At 60.8% G+C, this 16294-nt stretch carries 14 protein-coding genes; 8 read left to right on the top strand and 6 right to left on the bottom strand.

Annotation, left to right across the window (positions count from 1 at the left end; all coding sequences use genetic code 11):
- Positions 1-74 precede the first annotated feature (74 nt).
- Positions 75-1286, top strand: a complete 1212-nt coding sequence (locus A7K61_RS02280; protein WP_069556875.1) for an N-acetylmuramoyl-L-alanine amidase — start codon at positions 75-77, stop codon at positions 1284-1286.
- Here A7K61_RS02280 and A7K61_RS02275 read toward each other — a convergent pair.
- Positions 1283-1651, bottom strand: coding sequence for a glutamine synthetase (locus A7K61_RS02275; protein WP_069556874.1), 369 nt, complete (start codon positions 1649-1651; stop codon positions 1283-1285). The genes A7K61_RS02280 and A7K61_RS02275 overlap by 4 nt on opposite strands.
- 126 nt (positions 1652-1777) lie before the next feature.
- Between A7K61_RS02275 and dksA the strand changes: the two genes are divergently transcribed.
- From dksA to A7K61_RS02255, 4 genes are read left to right on the top strand one after another with little or no spacing between them, the layout of a single operon-like run.
- Positions 1778-2182, top strand: a complete 405-nt coding sequence (gene dksA / locus A7K61_RS02270) for an RNA polymerase-binding protein DksA (protein ID WP_047712763.1) — start codon at positions 1778-1780, stop codon at positions 2180-2182.
- A 27-nt stretch (positions 2183-2209) separates the two neighbouring features.
- A complete protein-coding gene (zigA, locus tag A7K61_RS02265) occupies positions 2210-3415 on the top strand; it encodes a zinc metallochaperone GTPase ZigA (protein WP_044270079.1) in 1206 nt (401 codons plus the stop codon).
- Entirely contained in the window at positions 3415-4059 is a 645-nt protein-coding gene (locus tag A7K61_RS02260) for a DUF1826 domain-containing protein (protein ID WP_044270078.1), read from the top strand. The genes zigA and A7K61_RS02260 overlap by 1 nt, the downstream gene beginning before the upstream one ends.
- Before the next feature lie 44 nt (positions 4060-4103).
- Positions 4104-5066, top strand: a complete 963-nt coding sequence (locus A7K61_RS02255) for a GTP-binding protein (RefSeq protein WP_069556873.1) — start codon at positions 4104-4106, stop codon at positions 5064-5066.
- On the opposite strand, the gene A7K61_RS02250 is transcribed toward A7K61_RS02255, so the two are convergent.
- Positions 5060-5455 (bottom strand): DUF3301 domain-containing protein, encoded by a 396-nt coding sequence (locus A7K61_RS02250; RefSeq protein WP_044270074.1) that lies wholly within the window; start codon positions 5453-5455, stop codon positions 5060-5062. The two genes, A7K61_RS02255 and A7K61_RS02250, sit on opposite strands and share 7 nt — an antisense overlap.
- Positions 5456-5572: 117 nt before the next feature.
- Here A7K61_RS02250 and pdxY point away from each other — a divergent pair, with 117 nt between their 5' ends.
- Positions 5573-6445, top strand: a complete 873-nt coding sequence (pdxY, locus tag A7K61_RS02245; RefSeq protein ID WP_003195749.1) for a pyridoxal kinase PdxY — start codon at positions 5573-5575, stop codon at positions 6443-6445.
- Between the two features lie 133 nt (positions 6446-6578).
- On the opposite strand, the gene A7K61_RS02240 is transcribed toward pdxY, so the two are convergent.
- Positions 6579-7064: an acyl-CoA thioesterase gene (locus tag A7K61_RS02240; RefSeq protein ID WP_003195747.1), complete on the bottom strand. Its 486-nt coding sequence runs from the start codon at positions 7062-7064 to the stop codon at positions 6579-6581.
- A 283-nt stretch (positions 7065-7347) separates the two neighbouring features.
- Between A7K61_RS02240 and A7K61_RS02235 the strand changes: the two genes are divergently transcribed.
- Positions 7348-9105, top strand: coding sequence for a cation:proton antiporter (locus A7K61_RS02235; protein ID WP_069556872.1), 1758 nt, complete (start codon positions 7348-7350; stop codon positions 9103-9105).
- Positions 9106-9207: 102 nt separating this feature from the next.
- Here the strand turns inward: A7K61_RS02235 and A7K61_RS02230 are convergent, their stop codons facing one another.
- The 3 genes from A7K61_RS02230 to uvrD all read right to left on the bottom strand — a co-directional run bounded on the left by A7K61_RS02230 (position 9208) and on the right by uvrD (position 13085).
- Positions 9208-9615 (bottom strand): SMI1/KNR4 family protein, encoded by a 408-nt coding sequence (locus A7K61_RS02230; RefSeq protein ID WP_044270070.1) that lies wholly within the window; start codon positions 9613-9615, stop codon positions 9208-9210.
- Between the two features lie 135 nt (positions 9616-9750).
- Entirely contained in the window at positions 9751-10617 is an 867-nt protein-coding gene (locus A7K61_RS02225; protein WP_069556871.1) for a Tim44 domain-containing protein, read from the bottom strand.
- A 284-nt stretch (positions 10618-10901) separates the two neighbouring features.
- The gene (gene uvrD, locus A7K61_RS02220) at positions 10902-13085 is read right to left on the bottom strand and encodes a DNA helicase II (protein ID WP_069556870.1); all 2184 of its coding nucleotides are present in this window, start codon (positions 13083-13085) and stop codon (positions 10902-10904) included.
- 279 nt (positions 13086-13364) lie between these two features.
- Between uvrD and A7K61_RS02215 the strand changes: the two genes are divergently transcribed.
- On the top strand, positions 13365-16238 hold the full coding sequence (locus A7K61_RS02215) for an EAL domain-containing protein (RefSeq protein WP_069556869.1): 2874 nt from the start codon (positions 13365-13367) through the stop codon (positions 16236-16238).
- The last annotated feature ends 56 nt before the right edge of the window (positions 16239-16294 follow it).

Raw genomic sequence — 16294 nt, 5'->3', positions numbered from 1 at the left:
TACGATGAATTTTCTGCTCCAGCCTTTGTTCAGTCATATCGAGTAGGGACGCTCCTTTATCTGCGGAATATGTCATGCACAGACGTCAGCTCCTCAACCTGCTGCTGGTCAGCCCCCTGTTCACCTTGCCTTTGGGGGCTTACGCCACGCAGATTCGCAATGCACGCCTGTGGCGCTCGGACGATAAGCTGCGCCTGGTGTTCGACCTCAGCGGCCCGGTGCAATACAAGACCTTTTCCCTGACTTCACCAGACCGATTGATCATCGACTTGAGTGGCGCCGGGCTCAGCGGCGACTTTTCCCAATTGGCGTTGAAGAACAGTGGGATCACCTCGATCCGTTCCGGGCATTTCGGCAAGAGCGATACGCGCATCGTGCTGGACCTGGTCGAGCCCATGCAGCTCAACAGTTTCGTGCTGCCGCCCCAGGAGGGACAAGGCCATCGCCTGGTGCTGGATTTGACCAACGCGACCCGTGCGCCCCGGCAAATCGCCGCTGAGCCGGCACCCTTGGTGGCGCCGGTAGACAAGGCGCATCCCAAGCGCGACATCATCGTGGTGGTCGACCCCGGCCATGGCGGCAAAGACCCAGGTGCCATCGGCTCCAAGGGCCAGCGCGAAAAAGATGTGGTGCTGTCGATTGCCCAGTTGCTGGCTAAACGCTTGAAACGCGAAAAGGGTTTTGACGTAAAACTGGTGCGCAACGACGACTTCTTCGTGCCGCTGCGCAAGCGCGTCGACATCGCCCGTCAGCACAAGGCCGATATGTTTATCTCGGTGCATGCCGACGCCGCGCCACGGCTGACCGCGTCGGGCGCCTCGGTGTATGCGTTGTCTGAAGGCGGCGCCACCTCGGCCACGGCGCGTTTCATGGCCCAGCGCGAAAATGGCGCCGACTTGCTGGGCGCTACCACCTTGCTCAATCTGAAGGACAAGGACCCGATGTTGGCCGGGGTGATTCTCGACATGTCGATGAACGCGACCATCGCCTCCAGCTTGCAACTGGGCAGCTCGGTATTGGGCAGCCTGCAAAGCATCACCAGCTTGCATCAGAAACGTGTGGAGCAGGCCGGGTTCGCCGTGCTCAAGTCACCGGACGTACCCTCGATTTTGGTGGAGACGGGCTTCATCTCCAACGCTCGCGACGCCCAGCGGCTGATGACGGCGCGCCATCAACAGGCGGTGGCGGATGGCCTTTTCGAAGGCCTCAAACGTTACTTCCAGAAGAACCCACCCATGAACAGCTACATGGCCTGGGTGCAGGCGCAGAAAAACAGCCAGGCCTAACAGCCAGTCATTCGGCTGCAGGTGAACTTGGCGCTGGCGCCTCCTGAACTGGAAAACCGGTTGATAGTGGTCCAGCCCACGCGCCGTGTGTAGCCGACCCACGCCTCGCCATCCGATACCAACCCGGTAAAGAACGTCAGTTGCCCATACCGGCTGTTGGTCTGCGCCCAATAGCGTTTGCCGATCACTTCGAAACCGCGCAGGTAGGTGATGCTGCCGACGGTCGCCACGCTATAGGCATTGCCCAGCGGGTCTACACAGGCCAGCAGGGTGGCGCTGCGTGTGCACTTGGCCAACGGGCTGGGTGCCTGGGCGCAGGCAGGCCCGGCCGCTGCCAATAACAGGGCGCACAGAAGATATCTCATCGGGTTTCTCAGCATAAGAAGGTGACTCAGCATTGCGCCCTTCGTCGCGGCGAGCAAGAGGGATTGGCTTATTTGTATTGTTATACTATAACATAAAAGCACAGCCCGACCCGCGAACCGTTTCCCATGACCGAACAAGATTTGTTGGCCCAACCAGCGGCCGACTACATGAATGAGGCCCAGCAGCGCTTTTTCCGCGAACTGTTGCTGGCTCAGCGCGATGACCTGCAAGCCCGTATCGATGCTGAGTTCCAGGCGCTGCGCGAGCAGGAAACCAACAGCGACCTGGCGGATATCGGCAGTGCCGAAGAACAACGCCAGTGGCAATTGCGCCTGCTGGAGCGCGAAAAGAAGCTGCTGGACAAGATTGACGACGCCCTGGAGCTGCTGGCCCGTGGCGAATACGGCTGGTGCCGTGAAACCGGCGAACCCATCGGCCTGCAACGCTTGCTGCTGCGCCCAACCGCCACCTTGTGTATCGAAGCCAAAGAACGTGAAGAGCTGCGCGAACGCCATAAACGGGCAGTTTGACCGGCCAACCTTGATGAGGAATACCTGATGCCCAATCGTCTCCCCGTGACCGTGTTGTCCGGCTTTCTCGGCGCCGGTAAAAGTACGCTGCTCAACTATGTCCTGCGCAACCGCGACAACCTGCGGGTGGCGGTGATCGTCAACGACATGAGCGAAATCAACATCGACGGCAGCGAAGTGCAGCGTGATGTCACGCTCAATCGTTCGGAAGAAAAACTGGTGGAAATGAGCAACGGCTGCATCTGCTGCACCTTGCGTGAAGACTTGCTTGAAGAAGTGGGAAAACTCGCCAAGGAAGGTCGTTTCGATTACCTGCTGATCGAATCCACCGGTATTTCCGAACCTTTGCCCGTGGCCGAAACCTTCACTTTTCGCGATGAAAACGAGCAGAGCCTGGCCGACATCGCACGCCTGGACACCATGGTCACTGTGGTCGACGGCATGAATTTCCTGCTCGACTACCAGGCTGCCGAAAGCCTGGCTTCACGGGGCGAAACCCTCGGTGAAGACGATGAGCGCTCCATCACCGACCTGTTGATCGAACAGATCGAATTCGCCGACGTCATCCTCATCAGCAAGATCGACCTGATCAGCAGCCGCGAGCGCGAAGAACTGATGGCCATCCTCGAGCGCCTCAACGCCCAGGCGGAAATCATCCCGATGGTCATGGGCGAAGTGCCGCTGAACAAGATCCTCAACACTGGCCGTTTCGACTTCGAACGCGCCGCCCAGGCCCCGGGCTGGTTGCAGGAGCTGCGCGGTGAACATGTGCCGGAAACCGAAGAATACGGCATAGCGTCTACCGCTTACCGTGCGCGCCGGCCCTTCCATCCACAGCGCTTTTTCGACTTTATCGACCGCCCCTGGGTCAACGGCAAGCTGTTGCGCTCCAAGGGTTTCTTCTGGTTGGCGAGCAAACATCAGGATGCGGGCAGTTGGTCCCAGGCGGGTGGCTTGATGCGTCATGGGTTTGCCGGGCGTTGGTGGCGCTTTGTGCCGAAAAGCCAGTGGCCGCAGGACGAAGAAAGCGTGGCGGCAATCATGGCTAACTGGCAGTTGAGCACCGGCGACTGCCGTCAGGAACTGGTGTTTATCGGGCAAAACATCGACTTTGCCCAGATGCGTGCCGAGCTGGACGCCTGCTTGCTCAACGATGAAGAAATGGCCCTGGGTGTCGAAGGTTGGCGCCAGATGCCCGACCCCTTTGGTCCTTGGTATGAGCAGGTAGCCTGATGCTGGCCCCGGTGATTCCCCTGCGCCCAGTCATCCGCCAAAGCTTCGGAGAAACGCCGCTGGCGCTGTCCGACATCCTCAATGATGGCGTCAACCTGGCGATCTGGCAGCGGCAACTGCCCCTGCATATCGCCGAGTTTGGTGCTTTGCTGGTGGCGCTCGATGAGCCACTGGCCGAATCCTTGGTGATCGAGTTGAGCAACGAAGACGCGGTGCCGAACTTGCGGGGTTTGGCGTCCAGTTGTCGTGATCTTGAAGGTTACGACGGGTTTATCGCCGATGTGTCGTGGCTGGTCAGTGCCTTCGCCTGCCTGCTCGGTGCCAAGCGCATCGGCGTGCGTTTGCGGCTGTTGGACAAGGCCATGTGCCCGCGCTTTCACGTCGATCACGTGCCGGTTCGGCTGATCACCACGTACGCCGGTATCGGTAGCCAATGGTTGCGCGAAGGTGTCATGGACCGGCGCACATTGAGCCAGGCGGATGCCGAGCCCACTGAGCGTATCGAGCAGATCCACTGCGGTGAAGTGGCGCTGCTCAAGGGCACCAAATGGCACGGCAATGAAGGGCACGGCCTGATCCATCGTTCGCCGGCGCTCAAGGCCGATGAACGACGGTTGATTCTGACGCTGGATTGGCTGGCATAACCGCGTAGGATCAAACGCTCTAAACGGCCTGAACCATGCCTCTTATGCTGCAGAACATTCCTACCCATGTGATTGCCGGGCCATTGGGCGCCGGCAAGACTAGCCTGATCAAGCACCTGCTTGCCCAACGCCCGGCCAACGAGCGTTGGGCGGTGCTGATCAACGAGTTCGGCCAGATCGGCCTGGATGCTGCCCTACTTACCCAAGACGATGACGGTATCGCCTTGGGCGAGGTGGCGGGCGGCTGTTTGTGCTGTGTGAACGGCGCACCGTTCCAGGTAGGGCTGGGCCGTTTGTTGCGTAAGGCCCAGCCGGATCGGTTGTTTATCGAGCCCTCAGGCCTGGGCCATCCGGCGCAACTGCTCAAGCAACTGCGGCAGGCGCCATGGCAAGACGTGCTGGCGGTGCAGCCTTGTGTGCTGGTACTCGATGCCCAAGCGTTGGCGGCGGGCAGGCCGTTGCCGAAGGCACAGCAGGAGGCGTTGGCCAGTGCCGGTCTGCTGGTGCTGAACAAGGATGAGACGCTGACCGCGGTGCAACGTCGGGCGATTGAAGCGCAATTACCCGATTGCCCGCTCCATTGGACACGCCAGGCGCAATTGCCACTCGACCGGTTGCCCGGTTTGAAAGCACAGGCCCAAGGCGCTGTGGATAACTTCGCGGTGTCTGAAGCAGTGGGGCAAATGCCGGCGATCTGGAGCGACCCTGGGCTGCCGATTTGTCTGAGCCAGAGCCAGGAGGGCGGCTGGAGCATCGGCTGGCGCTGGCACCCAAGCCAGCGATTCGATGTCAGCCGTCTGCATCAGTGGCTCTCAAGTCTTCACTGGCGCCGTGCCAAACTGGTTATCCACAGTGTCGAGGGTTGGGTGTCCGCCAACGCTGTGGATAACACTCCACTGGACTGGCAACCCAGCGCATGGCGGCGCGATTCGCGTGTTGAATTGATCTTCAGCGAACCACAGGACGTGGCCGCCTTGCAGAGCGCCCTGGCGGCCTGCCGTTACTGATGTTTCTTGCTGGCGTGATCCTGGCGCCACTGGCTCAACTCGATGATCTCGGCACTGGGCAGCGGCTCCTTGGTTTGGAACGGGTAGGGCGCCAGTTCGATCTGCGCACTGTGGGCGCCAAATTGGGTGATGACCCCGGCATGCCGGGTTTCGCCGGTCACGGTGAACTCGAAATTATAGATACGCGCCAAGCGTCGGCGGCCATTGGCATCCTTGACGAAACCGATGCGTTTAAGTGCCACGGCACCGTCGAGCAGCTCGATATCGAGCTTGGCGCAATGCTGCTTGACCCGCGCCAGCGCCCGTTCACGCAGGCCGTGGTTGTGCCAAACCCAGGCGGCGCCGGTCGCCAGCAGCATCAAGACGAAGATGTTTCCCAGGGTCAGCATTCCATGAACTCCAACAAAGTGAGCGCAGCTTAACTGTGTCGCCGGTCTGTCGTACAGGCTGCGTTTAGTCGCATACTGCTCGGCCAGAAATTCAACGGTTTTACGGAAATCTCCCGCATGAAACGTACACCTCACCTGCTTGCGATCCAGTCTCATGTGGTCTTCGGCCACGCCGGAAACAGCGCCGCCGTGTTCCCCATGCAGCGGGTCGGGGTGAACGTCTGGCCGCTCAACACGGTGCAGTTCTCCAACCACACACAGTATGGACAGTGGGCGGGCGAAGTGTTGGCGCCGCAGCAAATTCCTGCATTGGTGGAGGGCATTGCCGCGATCGGCGAGCTGGGCAACTGTGATGCGGTGCTGTCCGGATACCTGGGCAGTGCAGACCAGGGCCGCGCCATCCTCAGCGGTGTGGCGCGCATCAAGGCGATCAACCCCAAGGCGCTGTACCTGTGCGACCCGGTGATGGGCCACCCGGAAAAGGGTTGCATCGTGCCGCAGGAGGTCAGCGATTTCCTCTTGGATGAAGCCGCCGCCATGGCGGACTTCCTGTGCCCCAACCAACTGGAGCTGGACAGTTTTGCCGGGCGCAAGCCGCAATCGCTGTTCGATTGCCTGGCGATGGCCAAGGCCTTGCTGGCGCGCGGGCCCAAGGCGGTGTTGGTCAAGCACCTGGATTACCCAGGCAAACTGCCAGAAGGCTTTGAAATGCTGTTGGTGACGGCTGATGGCAGTTGGCACTTACGTCGGCCACTGCTGGCGTTTCCGCGTCAGCCAGTGGGCGTGGGCGACCTGACGTCGGGGCTGTTCCTGGCGCGGGTACTGTTGGGTGATAGCCTGGTGGCTGCCTTTGAATTCACCGCCGCGGCCGTGCATGAAGTGCTGCTGGAAACCCAGGCCTGCGCCAGTTATGAACTGGAACTGGTGCGGGCCCAGGACCGTATTGCCCATCCGCGTGTGCGCTTCGAAGCCACACCGATCAGCCTGTAATGACACCGAACCCAATGTGGGAGCGGGCTTGCCCGCGATGGCGGTATCTCAGTCAAAGCGATGTCGACTGAACCACTGCTATCGCGGGCAAGCCCGCTCCCACACTTTTTTGAGTTGATTCACCGCTTGGAGTTTACGGCGCGTCGGCTTTGATTTCCCGGTAGCGCTTTTCCAATTCCTGGCGAATCTGCCGACGCTGCTGGGCCTGCACAAAGCGGCGCTTGTCTTCGCTGTTCTGCGGCTGCAACGGCGGTACAGCGGCAGGTTTGCGCTGGTCGTCCACGGCCACCATGGTGAAGAAGCAGCTGTTGGTATGGCGCACCGAGCGTTCACGGATGTTCTCGGTCACCACCTTGATGCCCACTTCCATCGACGTATTGCCGGTGTAGTTGACTGACGCCAGGAAGGTCACCAGTTCACCGACATGGATCGGCTCGCGAAAGATCACCTGGTCTACTGACAGCGTGACCACATAACGACCGGCATAACGGCTGGCGCAGGCATAGGCCACTTCGTCGAGGTACTTGAGCAGCGTACCGCCGTGCACATTGCCAGAGAAGTTGGCCATGTCAGGGGTCATCAGTACCGTCATCGACAGCTGGGCGTTTCCGGGTTCCATAGCACACTCACGGGTTGTAGGCATTGGTTGGGGGGAAGGCACCTCTGCGGGTACTCAAGGTCTTTGCAGCGCCATCCCTAACGGGACGCCGTCAGGCGGCTTGCCGTCACGCGCGCAGCGATCTGTTTCCATATATTGCACCGGCTTTCCAGCAGAAGTCGCGGTGTTACCCTTCAAAAGCCCTTCTCAGGGCTTTTCTTACGATCAAGGCAGACTTTTCCGACCCTACAAAGGCGCGGCCGGAAGTGGGAAAAGCGCCGGCACCCTCAAGGAGCCCCTCGCCATGCACGCCATCAGCTTTATCCAGGACTTGGCCGTGATCATGCTGGTGGCAGGGGTGGTCACCATCCTGTTTCACCGCTTCAAGCAGCCGGTGGTGTTGGGCTACATCGTCGCCGGCTTCATTATCGGCCCCCACACCCCGCCCTTTGGCCTGATCCACGATGAAGACACGATCAAGACCCTGGCGGAGCTGGGGGTCATCTTCCTGATGTTCTGCCTGGGCCTGGAATTCAGCCTGCGCAAGCTATTCAAAGTCGGGGCCACGGCGTTTATCGCGGCGTTCCTGGAAATCGTGCTGATGATCTGGATCGGCTACGAGATCGGTCGCTGGTTCGACTGGAGCACCATGGACTCGCTGTTCCTCGGTGCGATCCTGGCGATCTCCTCGACCACCATTATCGTCAAGGCCCTCAACGACCTGAAGATGAAAGACCAGCGGTTCGCCCAGCTGATTTTCGGTGTGCTGATTGTCGAGGACATCCTGGGTATCGGCATCATTGCCTTGCTGTCGAGCATCGCGGTGAGTGGCACGGTCAGCTCCGGCGAGGTGTTCTCCACGGTCGGCAAGCTCTCACTGTTCATGATCGTCGCGCTGGTGATTGGTATTTTGCTGGTGCCGCGCCTGCTGGCTTATGTGGCCAAGTTTGAAAGCAACGAGATGCTGCTGATCACGGTATTGGGGCTGTGCTTTGGTTTCTGCCTGCTGGTGGTGAAGTTGGAATACAGCATGGTGCTCGGGGCCTTTCTGATCGGCGCAATCATGGCTGAATCCCGCCAGTTGATTAAGATTGAACGCCTGATCGAACCCGTTCGCGACATGTTCAGCGCGATTTTCTTCGTAGCGATTGGCTTGATGATCGACCCTCAGATCCTGCTGCAATACGCCTGGCCCATTGCGGTGATCACCGTCGCCGTGGTGCTGGGCAAGATGCTGTCTTGCGGGCTGGGCGCGTTTATCGCCGGCAACGATGGCCGCACCTCGCTGCGGGTGGGTATGGGGCTGTCACAAATTGGCGAGTTTTCTTTCATCATCGCAGCGCTGGGGATGACCCTGCAGGTCACCAGCGACTTTCTGTACCCCGTGGCGGTGGCCGTTTCGGCGATCACCACGCTGCTGACGCCCTACCTGATTCGTGGCGCGGACCCACTGTCGTTGAAGATCGCGGCGGTGATGCCCAAGCGTATGAGCCGAGTGTTCGGCATGTATGGCGAATGGCTGCGCAGCATTCAGCCTCAGGGCGAGGGGGCGATGTTGGCCGCGATGATCCGCAAGATCATGCTGCAGGTCGGGGTAAACCTGGCGTTGGTAATCGCGATCTTCTTTGCCGGCAGTTTTTTCGCGGGCCGCATCGGTGGGTACCTGGAGGGCTGGATCAGCGATCAAAGTTGGCAGAAAGCGTTGATCTGGGGCGGGGCGCTGCTGGTGTCGTTGCCGTTTCTGATTGCGGCGTATCGCAAGCTCAAGGCGTTGTCGATGCTGCTGGCGGAGATGAGCGTGAAGCCGGAAATGGCCGGGCGGCATACCCAGCGTGTGCGCCGGGTGATTGCCGAGCTGATCCCCATCTTGTCGCTGCTGGTGATCTTCCTGCTATTGGCAGCCTTGTCGGCCAGTATTCTGCCGACCAACAAGTTGCTGGTGCTGATTGCCGTGGTCACGGCGGCGGTGGCGGCAGTGCTCTGGCGCTGGTTTATCCGTGTGCATACGCGGATGCAGGTTGCGTTGCTGGAGACGCTGGATAACCACAAAGATACACAGTAGGAGCGAGCTTGCTCGCGAAGAGCGTTAACGATAACGCGGCAAACCTGACACCCAGCGGCGCCCTCAGGTTTCTCGCGAGCAAGCTCGGCTCCTACAAGGGACTCAGCTTTCCAGCCAGACGTCCCGGGCCCAGTGCCACACCGATTCCCAGGATTCTTCGGTGACGATTTCTTCTTCGCCAGACCACAGCACCACGGTGCCGTCTTCTTCGACGCAGTAGTAGTCGTCACCGTCTTGGCAGATTGGGATCAGCTCACGGGGTACACCAAAGTCCCAGGCGTTTGCAGCCACTTCAGGCAGGTAGGTATGGGAGCCTGGGTCGGTAATGGTCACTGGCTCCAAGCTGCCGTACACCACATCACTGACGGTCAGCAGGAATTCCTTGAAGACGAACGGAATATTGATGAACAGCTGTTCTTCAACTTCCACCAGTTGGTCTTCGTCAGGTAGCTCCAAAGGAACCGGGACCGGTTCGTTGGCTTCACGCAGTTGTTCGATGATTTCTTCCACGGCCGGGATCCTCTTGCTAGATGGCGCGGTTTATAGGGGCGTTTTATACAGTAGCTCGCTATAAGTGCAACCGTGAAATAGAAAACCCCGGACATGTCCGGGGTTTTTGTTACCGCTTGCTCAACCGCGCAGGTATTAGCCGTTCTGGCGGATACCGGCGACCAGCCATGGCTGGTCGTCGCCCTGGGCGCGTTCCATGTTCCAGCTTTCGCTGAACACTTCGCCCTGGTCGAAACGCGAGGACTTCGACACACCGCTGAAGGTCAGGGTGGCGATGGTCTTGTCGGCGCGATCATCCACGCCGTCGAGCTGTACGCGCAGGTCGTCGATGTAGGTCGATTGGAAGGCGTCACCGATCTCGGCACGTTCGCGCTTGAGGAACTCCAGCAGCTGCGGGGTCACGAACTCGGAGATCTTGTCCATTTCGTTGGCGTCCCAGTGCTGTTGCAGGGACTGGAAGTGGCTGCGGGCCGCTTCGACGAAACGCTCTTCGTTGAACCAGGCCGGTGCGTTGATCACCGGACGGGCGGCAGGGGCTGGCGAACCACCGAAGATCGAACCCATGGCAGGCTTTTGCTCGAACGCTTCACGCTGCATCGGCGCGCCGGCTGGAGCCAGGTGCTCCTGCTGCTTGCGGCGACGGGCGGCGATAAAGCGGAAGACCAAAAAGGCGATGACGCCCATGATCAGGATGTCGAAGATCTGCATGCCCTGGAAGCCGTCGCCCATGAACATGGACGCCAGCAGGCCACCGGCGGCGATGCCGGCCAGTGGGCCCAGCCAGCGCGAAGCACCGCCGGCCTTGGCAGCAGCGCCAGCGGCACCGGCTGCGCCTGCAGTAGCCGCGGCACCGCCCGCACCGGCGGATGGAGCCATTTGGCTGGTCTGGTGAGTCGGTGCCGCGCCCGAGCTTTTGCCGCCACCGAAGCGTTTGGCGTTGGCGTCGAGGCTCATCGTCAGGCCGATGCACAACGCCATGGCGATGCTAAGAAAACGTTTCATATAGGGAATTCCCATTTGTGGATTGCACGCGCGCCATGTTGCACAGGTGTCGTGGCAGTGGCTAGCGGCATAATGTTTCGGGCTTTTGCGTAAGACCAAATCCGAAGGGTCTGTAGGACTAATTACAGATATTGGCCCGCACTCGTGAAATACAAGGGCGCGGCCGTATCTTCCCGTAGGAGCGAGCTTGCTCGCGAAAATCGTCAACGATTACGTGGGCATTCTGGATGCACGCATTGTCTGGGCGTTCTTCGCGAGCAAGCTCGCTCCTACAGGAATGGGGTTCAGACCGCTTCGAGCTTGGCGTAACCCATCATCAGCCACTTGCTGCCCTCGGCGAAGTTCACCTGCACCCGGGCCTGGGCGCCGGCGCCTTCGAAGTTGAGGATCACGCCTTCGCCGAAGATCGCATGTTTGACCTGCTGGCCCAGGCTGAACGGGGTTTCCGGTATTTCGGAGCCGGCAAACATGCTGCTGGAGTTCTGTTGCTGGCCACCGCCGAACGGGCGGCTGACGCTGTTGGACAGGCGCACTTCCTGGATCAGCCCCTTTGGCACCTCACGTACGAAGCGCGACACCTTGTTGTAGGTTTCGCTGCCGTACAGGCGTCGGGTCTCGGCGTAGGTCAACACCAGGTTCTGCATCGCCCGGGTAATGCCCACGTAGGCCAGGCGGCGTTCTTCTTCAAGACGGCCAGGTTCTTCCAGGCTCATCTTGTGAGGGAACAGGCCTTCTTCCATGCCCACCAGGAACACGTAAGGGAATTCCAGGCCCTTGGCGCTGTGCAAGGTCATCAGCTGGATGCTGTCTTCATGCTCATCGGCCTGGGTATCGCCGGCTTCCAGCGAGGCGTGACCCAGGAAGGCGGCGAGCGGCGTCAGCTCTTCGTCGTCATCGGTGTTTTCGAACGCACGGGCGGCGCTGACCAGCTCCTCAAGGTTTTCTACCCGAGCCTGGCCTTTCTCGCCTTTTTCCGCTTCGTGATAGGCGATCAGCCCGGACTGCTCGATAACAGTCTGAGTCATCAGGTGCAGCGGCATCTCTGCGCACTTGGCCGCCAGGTTCTCGATCAGCTCGACAAACACCCCCAACGCCCCGGCAGCACGGCCAGTCAGGCCTTTGTTGGCGATCAGCAAGCGCATGGCTTCCCACATCGACACATCGGCATGGCGCGCATGGTCGCGGATCGCTTCGACGGTTTTCTCGCCAATGCCACGCGCCGGGATATTGATCACCCGCTCCAGCGCCGCATCGTTACCCCGGCCTTCAAGCAAGCGCAGGTAGGCCATGGCGTTCTTGATTTCGGCACGTTCAAAGAAGCGCTGGCCGCCGTAGATGCGGTACGGAATGCGCTCGCGCAGCAAGGCTTCCTCCAGCACCCGCGATTGGGCGTTGGAACGGTACAGGATCGCGATATCGCTACGGGCCAGGCCGGTTTTCAGTGCGCTTTCGATGGTTTCCACCACGTAGCGCGCTTCATCGTGCTCATTGAACGCTGCGTACAGGTTGATCGCTTCGCCTTCGCCGCCGTCGGTCCACAGCTCTTTGCCCAGGCGCCCGGTGTTGTTGGCGATCAAGGCGTTGGCCGCCTTGAGGATCCCGGCGGTGGAGCGGTAATTTTGCTCCAGGCGGATGGTCACCGCGTCCGGGAAGTCTTCGGAATACTGGTAGATGTTCTCGATTTTCGCACCGCGCCAGCCGTAGATCGACTGGTCGTCATCGCCCACCACCATCAGGCTGTCGCCGCCCTTGGCCAGCAGGCGCAACCAGGCGTACTGCACGGCGTTGGTGTCCTGGAACTCGTCCACCAGAATGTGGCGGAAGCGTTTCTGGTAATGAGCCAGCAAACCGGGGTTGTCGCGCCACAGGTCGAGGGCACGCAGCAGCAGTTCGGAGAAGTCGATGACGCCGGCGCGCACGCAGGCCGCTTCATAGGCTTCATAAATGCTGCGCATGGTGGCCAGGAACAGGTCACCGCTGGCCTGGATATGTTGCGGGCGCAGGCCTTCGTCTTTCTGGCCGTTGATAAACCACTGCGCCTGGCGCGCCGGCCAGCGTTGTTCGTCCAGGCCCAGCTCGCGGATCACGCGCTTGACCAGGCGTTGCTGGTCGTCGCTGTCGAGAATCTGGAAGGTCTGGCTCAGCCCCGCTTCCTGCCAATGCGCCCGCAACAGGCGGTGCGCCAGGCCGTGGAACGTGCCCACCCACATGCCGGCCGGGCTGATGCCCATCAACTGCTCGATGCGATGACGCATCTCGGCAGCGGCCTTGTTGGTGAAGGTCACCGACAGGATGGAATGCGGGGACGCGTTCTCGACCTGGATCAACCAGGCGATACGGTGCACCAGCACTCGGGTTTTACCGGAGCCAGCACCGGCCAGGACCAACTGACGGCCAACGGGGGCCGCTACGGCCTGGCGTTGGGCATCGTTGAGGGAGTTCAGCAAAAGAGAGAGATCATCGCGCATCGACGCATTCTATGGGCCTTGGGGGGCCTGGGCAAATCCCAATGCCGGATGGTCGATGCAAAACGCCTGCACGTTAGCGCCGGAGGCGAACATTCTGGCGGGGGTGATGACCGGTTGGTCATCGGCTGCAGCCCGTGCCGTGTCTTGCCCAAGCGGTCTGGGCCAAAGGTTTGCGGCCAATCGCAACAGGTTTTTTATGACTTGTAGCAGTTTGGCCCGGGCGCTTGCTTGTGTATGCTCCGTCGACGTTTCGGGCTCACCATTATAAGAACACCGCCTATGACCCTTAGCACCGACCTGTTTGGCCCTTCGCCGGCCCCCGCACAGGTCATCCGTAAACACTATGCAACCGAAATCGCGGTTGAGCGCACGCGCATGCTCTATCAAGGGTCGTTGCTGCCCACGCTGCTGATGCTGGTCAATGGCCTGGTCTGCGCCTGGTTGCTGTGGAACCCCGATCAGTACCTGCTGGACAGCGTCTGGCTGCTCTGGCTGCTCGCCCTGGTGGCTATGCGCGTGATCCAAGTGGCGGCCTTTGACTCGGCCATGCCCAGCCGGCAGGCCCAGCCCGTGTGGCGGCGTATGTTCATGCTCGGCTCGGCGGTCAGTGGCCTGACCCTCTCCGTTGCGGCCATTGCCTGGGTGCCCACGGACAGCTTCATGCATCAGGCCTGGGTGTTTGGCCTGATTGGCGCCGCCACCTTGTCGGCCAGCGTGGCCTATGCCGTGAGCCTGTGGGCCTACCTGTCGTTTGCCTTGCCGTGCCTGGTGCCGGCCATCGTCTACCTGTTCTGGGATGGCACCCCGCAGCAACAAGGCTGGGGCGTACTCGGCCTGATCCTGCTGGCGTCCCTGAGCCTGGTCGCGTGGCAGGTCAACCGCCTGATCCAGCGCGGGCTGTTGCGCCGTTTCCAGAACCAGGCCCTGATCGAGCATCTACAGCAGGCGCAGCAACGCAGTGAGCAGTTGAATTTGGAGCTGGTGCGCGAAGTCGAGCAGCGCCGCGAGGTGGAGCAGGACTTGCGTGAAGCCCAGGTCGGCCTGCAAGACCGTGTGGCGCAACGCAGCCAGCAATTGGATGCTGCCAGCCTCGCCTTGAGTAAAAGCGAAGCGCGTCTGGCCATGGCCCTGCAAGCCAGTGAACTGGGCCTGTGGGACTGGAACCTGCAAACCGACGAGGTCCACCACACACAACTCAAAGAGTTGTTTGGCCTGGAGCCCGAATACGTCACGGCGATGCTCAGCCACCTCAAACCGCGCCTGCACCCCGACGATCTGCCCTTGCTCAAGCACGCGCTGGTCGAGCATCTCAAAGGCCGCAGCGAGGACTATCAGGTGGAATACCGGATACGTCATGGCGACGGGCATTGGGTGTGGATCCAAGACCGCGGGCGCGCCGTGGAGCGCACGCCCAGTGGCCGAGTCATCCGTATGCTCGGCACGCGCCGTGACATCAGTGCCGCCAAGGCGGTGGAAGAGCAGCAGCGCCTGGCCTCGACGGTGTTCGAGGCGGCCAGCGAAGGCATTGTGATCCTCGACCCGAACTATGCGTTGATCGCCGTGAACCAGGCGTTCAGCCGCGTCACCGGTTTTGACATCGACGACATGCTTGGCCGCAACGTCGTGGAACTGCCCAGCAGTCGCGATGCGCGGCGGCACTTCCCGCTGATCCGCCAGGCATTGCTCAGCCACGGCACGTGGCAGGGCGAATTGGTGGAGACGCGCAAGAACGGCGAACTGTACCCGCAGTGGCTACAGCTGAACGTGGTGCGCGATGTGCGGGGGAACGTCAGTCATATCGTAGGGTTCTTCGCCGATCTGTCGGCGCGGCGCGAGTCTGAAGAGCGTATGCGCTACCTCACTCACTACGACGAGTTAACCGGCCTGGCCAACCGTTCGCTGTTTCGCGAACGGCTGCGCGAAGCTCACCAGCGCGTGCGCCAAGGCGGTCGCAGCCTCGCGCTGCTGCATATCAACCTCGACCGCTTCAAATTGCTCAATGACAGCCTGGGCCATGAAGTGGCTGACCAACTGCTGCAGAAAATGGCACGGCGCTTGATCAACGCGCTGCCGGAGGCCGACACCATCGCGCGCCTGTCCGGGGATGAATTCGCCGTGCTGTTCGACGCCTATGGCAACTTATCGAGCCTGGCGCGGGTGGCGACCCGGCTGCTGGCGAAATTGCGCGTGCCGGTGAATGTGGAGGGGCATGAACTGGTGGTCAGCGCCTCGATGGGCGTCAGCCTATTGCCGGATAACGCGCGGGAAATTTCTGCGCTGGTCAGCCAAGCGAATATGGCGATGCAGCATGCCAAGCACTTGGGCGGGAATAATTTCCAGTTCTTCACCGACAGCCTGCAAGCCAGCACCCTGGAGCGTTTGCAGCTGGAAAACCACCTGCGCAAAGCCATCGACGAGCGTCAGCTCACGGTGTTCTACCAACCCAAGCTGTGCCTGGCCACTGGCAAGCTGAAGGCTGCCGAGGCGTTGGTCCGCTGGGAGCATCCGCAATGGGGCATGGTGCCGCCGGGTGACTTTATCGGTTTGGCGGAAGAAACCGGCTTGATTGTGCCGTTGGGCGAATTTGTGCTGCGCCAGGCCTGCTGGCAGGCCTGCGAATGGCAGCGCCAGGGGCTGGCGCCGATTCGCGTGTCGGTCAACCTGTCGGTGCATCAGTTGCGCCAGGGCAAGCTGGTCAGCCTGGTGCGCCAAGTGCTGGAAGAAACCGCACTGGACCCGCAGTACCTGGAGTTGGAACTGACCGAAAGCCAGTTGCTCGACAGCGTTGAACACATCATCGCCACCTTCCAGCAATTGCGCGACCTGGGGGTGAAGCTGGCCATCGACGACTTTGGTACCGGTTACTCATCCCTCAGCTACCTCAAGCGCATCCCGGTGGACTACGTAAAGATCGACCAGGCCTTTATTCGCGGGCTTGGCCAGGGACGCGAGGATGCGGCCATCACCCGTGCGATCATCGCCATGGCGCACGGGTTGGCGCTCAAGGTAGTGGCCGAAGGTGTGGAGGATCAGCAGCAGCTGGATTTCCTGCGCGGCGAGCAGTGTGACGAGGTACAGGGTTACCTGATCAGCCCGCCCATGCGGGCTGAAGGGCTGGCGGATTTGTTACGTAAAAATGCAGATTTTTCTTAACGCAGCGTAGGCCGCCTTTATGGCTACATAGCGCCTGCCCGCTGAATCAGGGGGGA

The organism is Pseudomonas sp. AP42 (assembly GCF_001728935.1).
GTDB lineage: Bacteria > Pseudomonadota > Gammaproteobacteria > Pseudomonadales > Pseudomonadaceae > Aquipseudomonas > Aquipseudomonas lactis.
The sequence above is the reverse complement of the archived record's forward strand: the minus strand, read 5'-3'. Positions and strand labels throughout refer to the sequence as shown.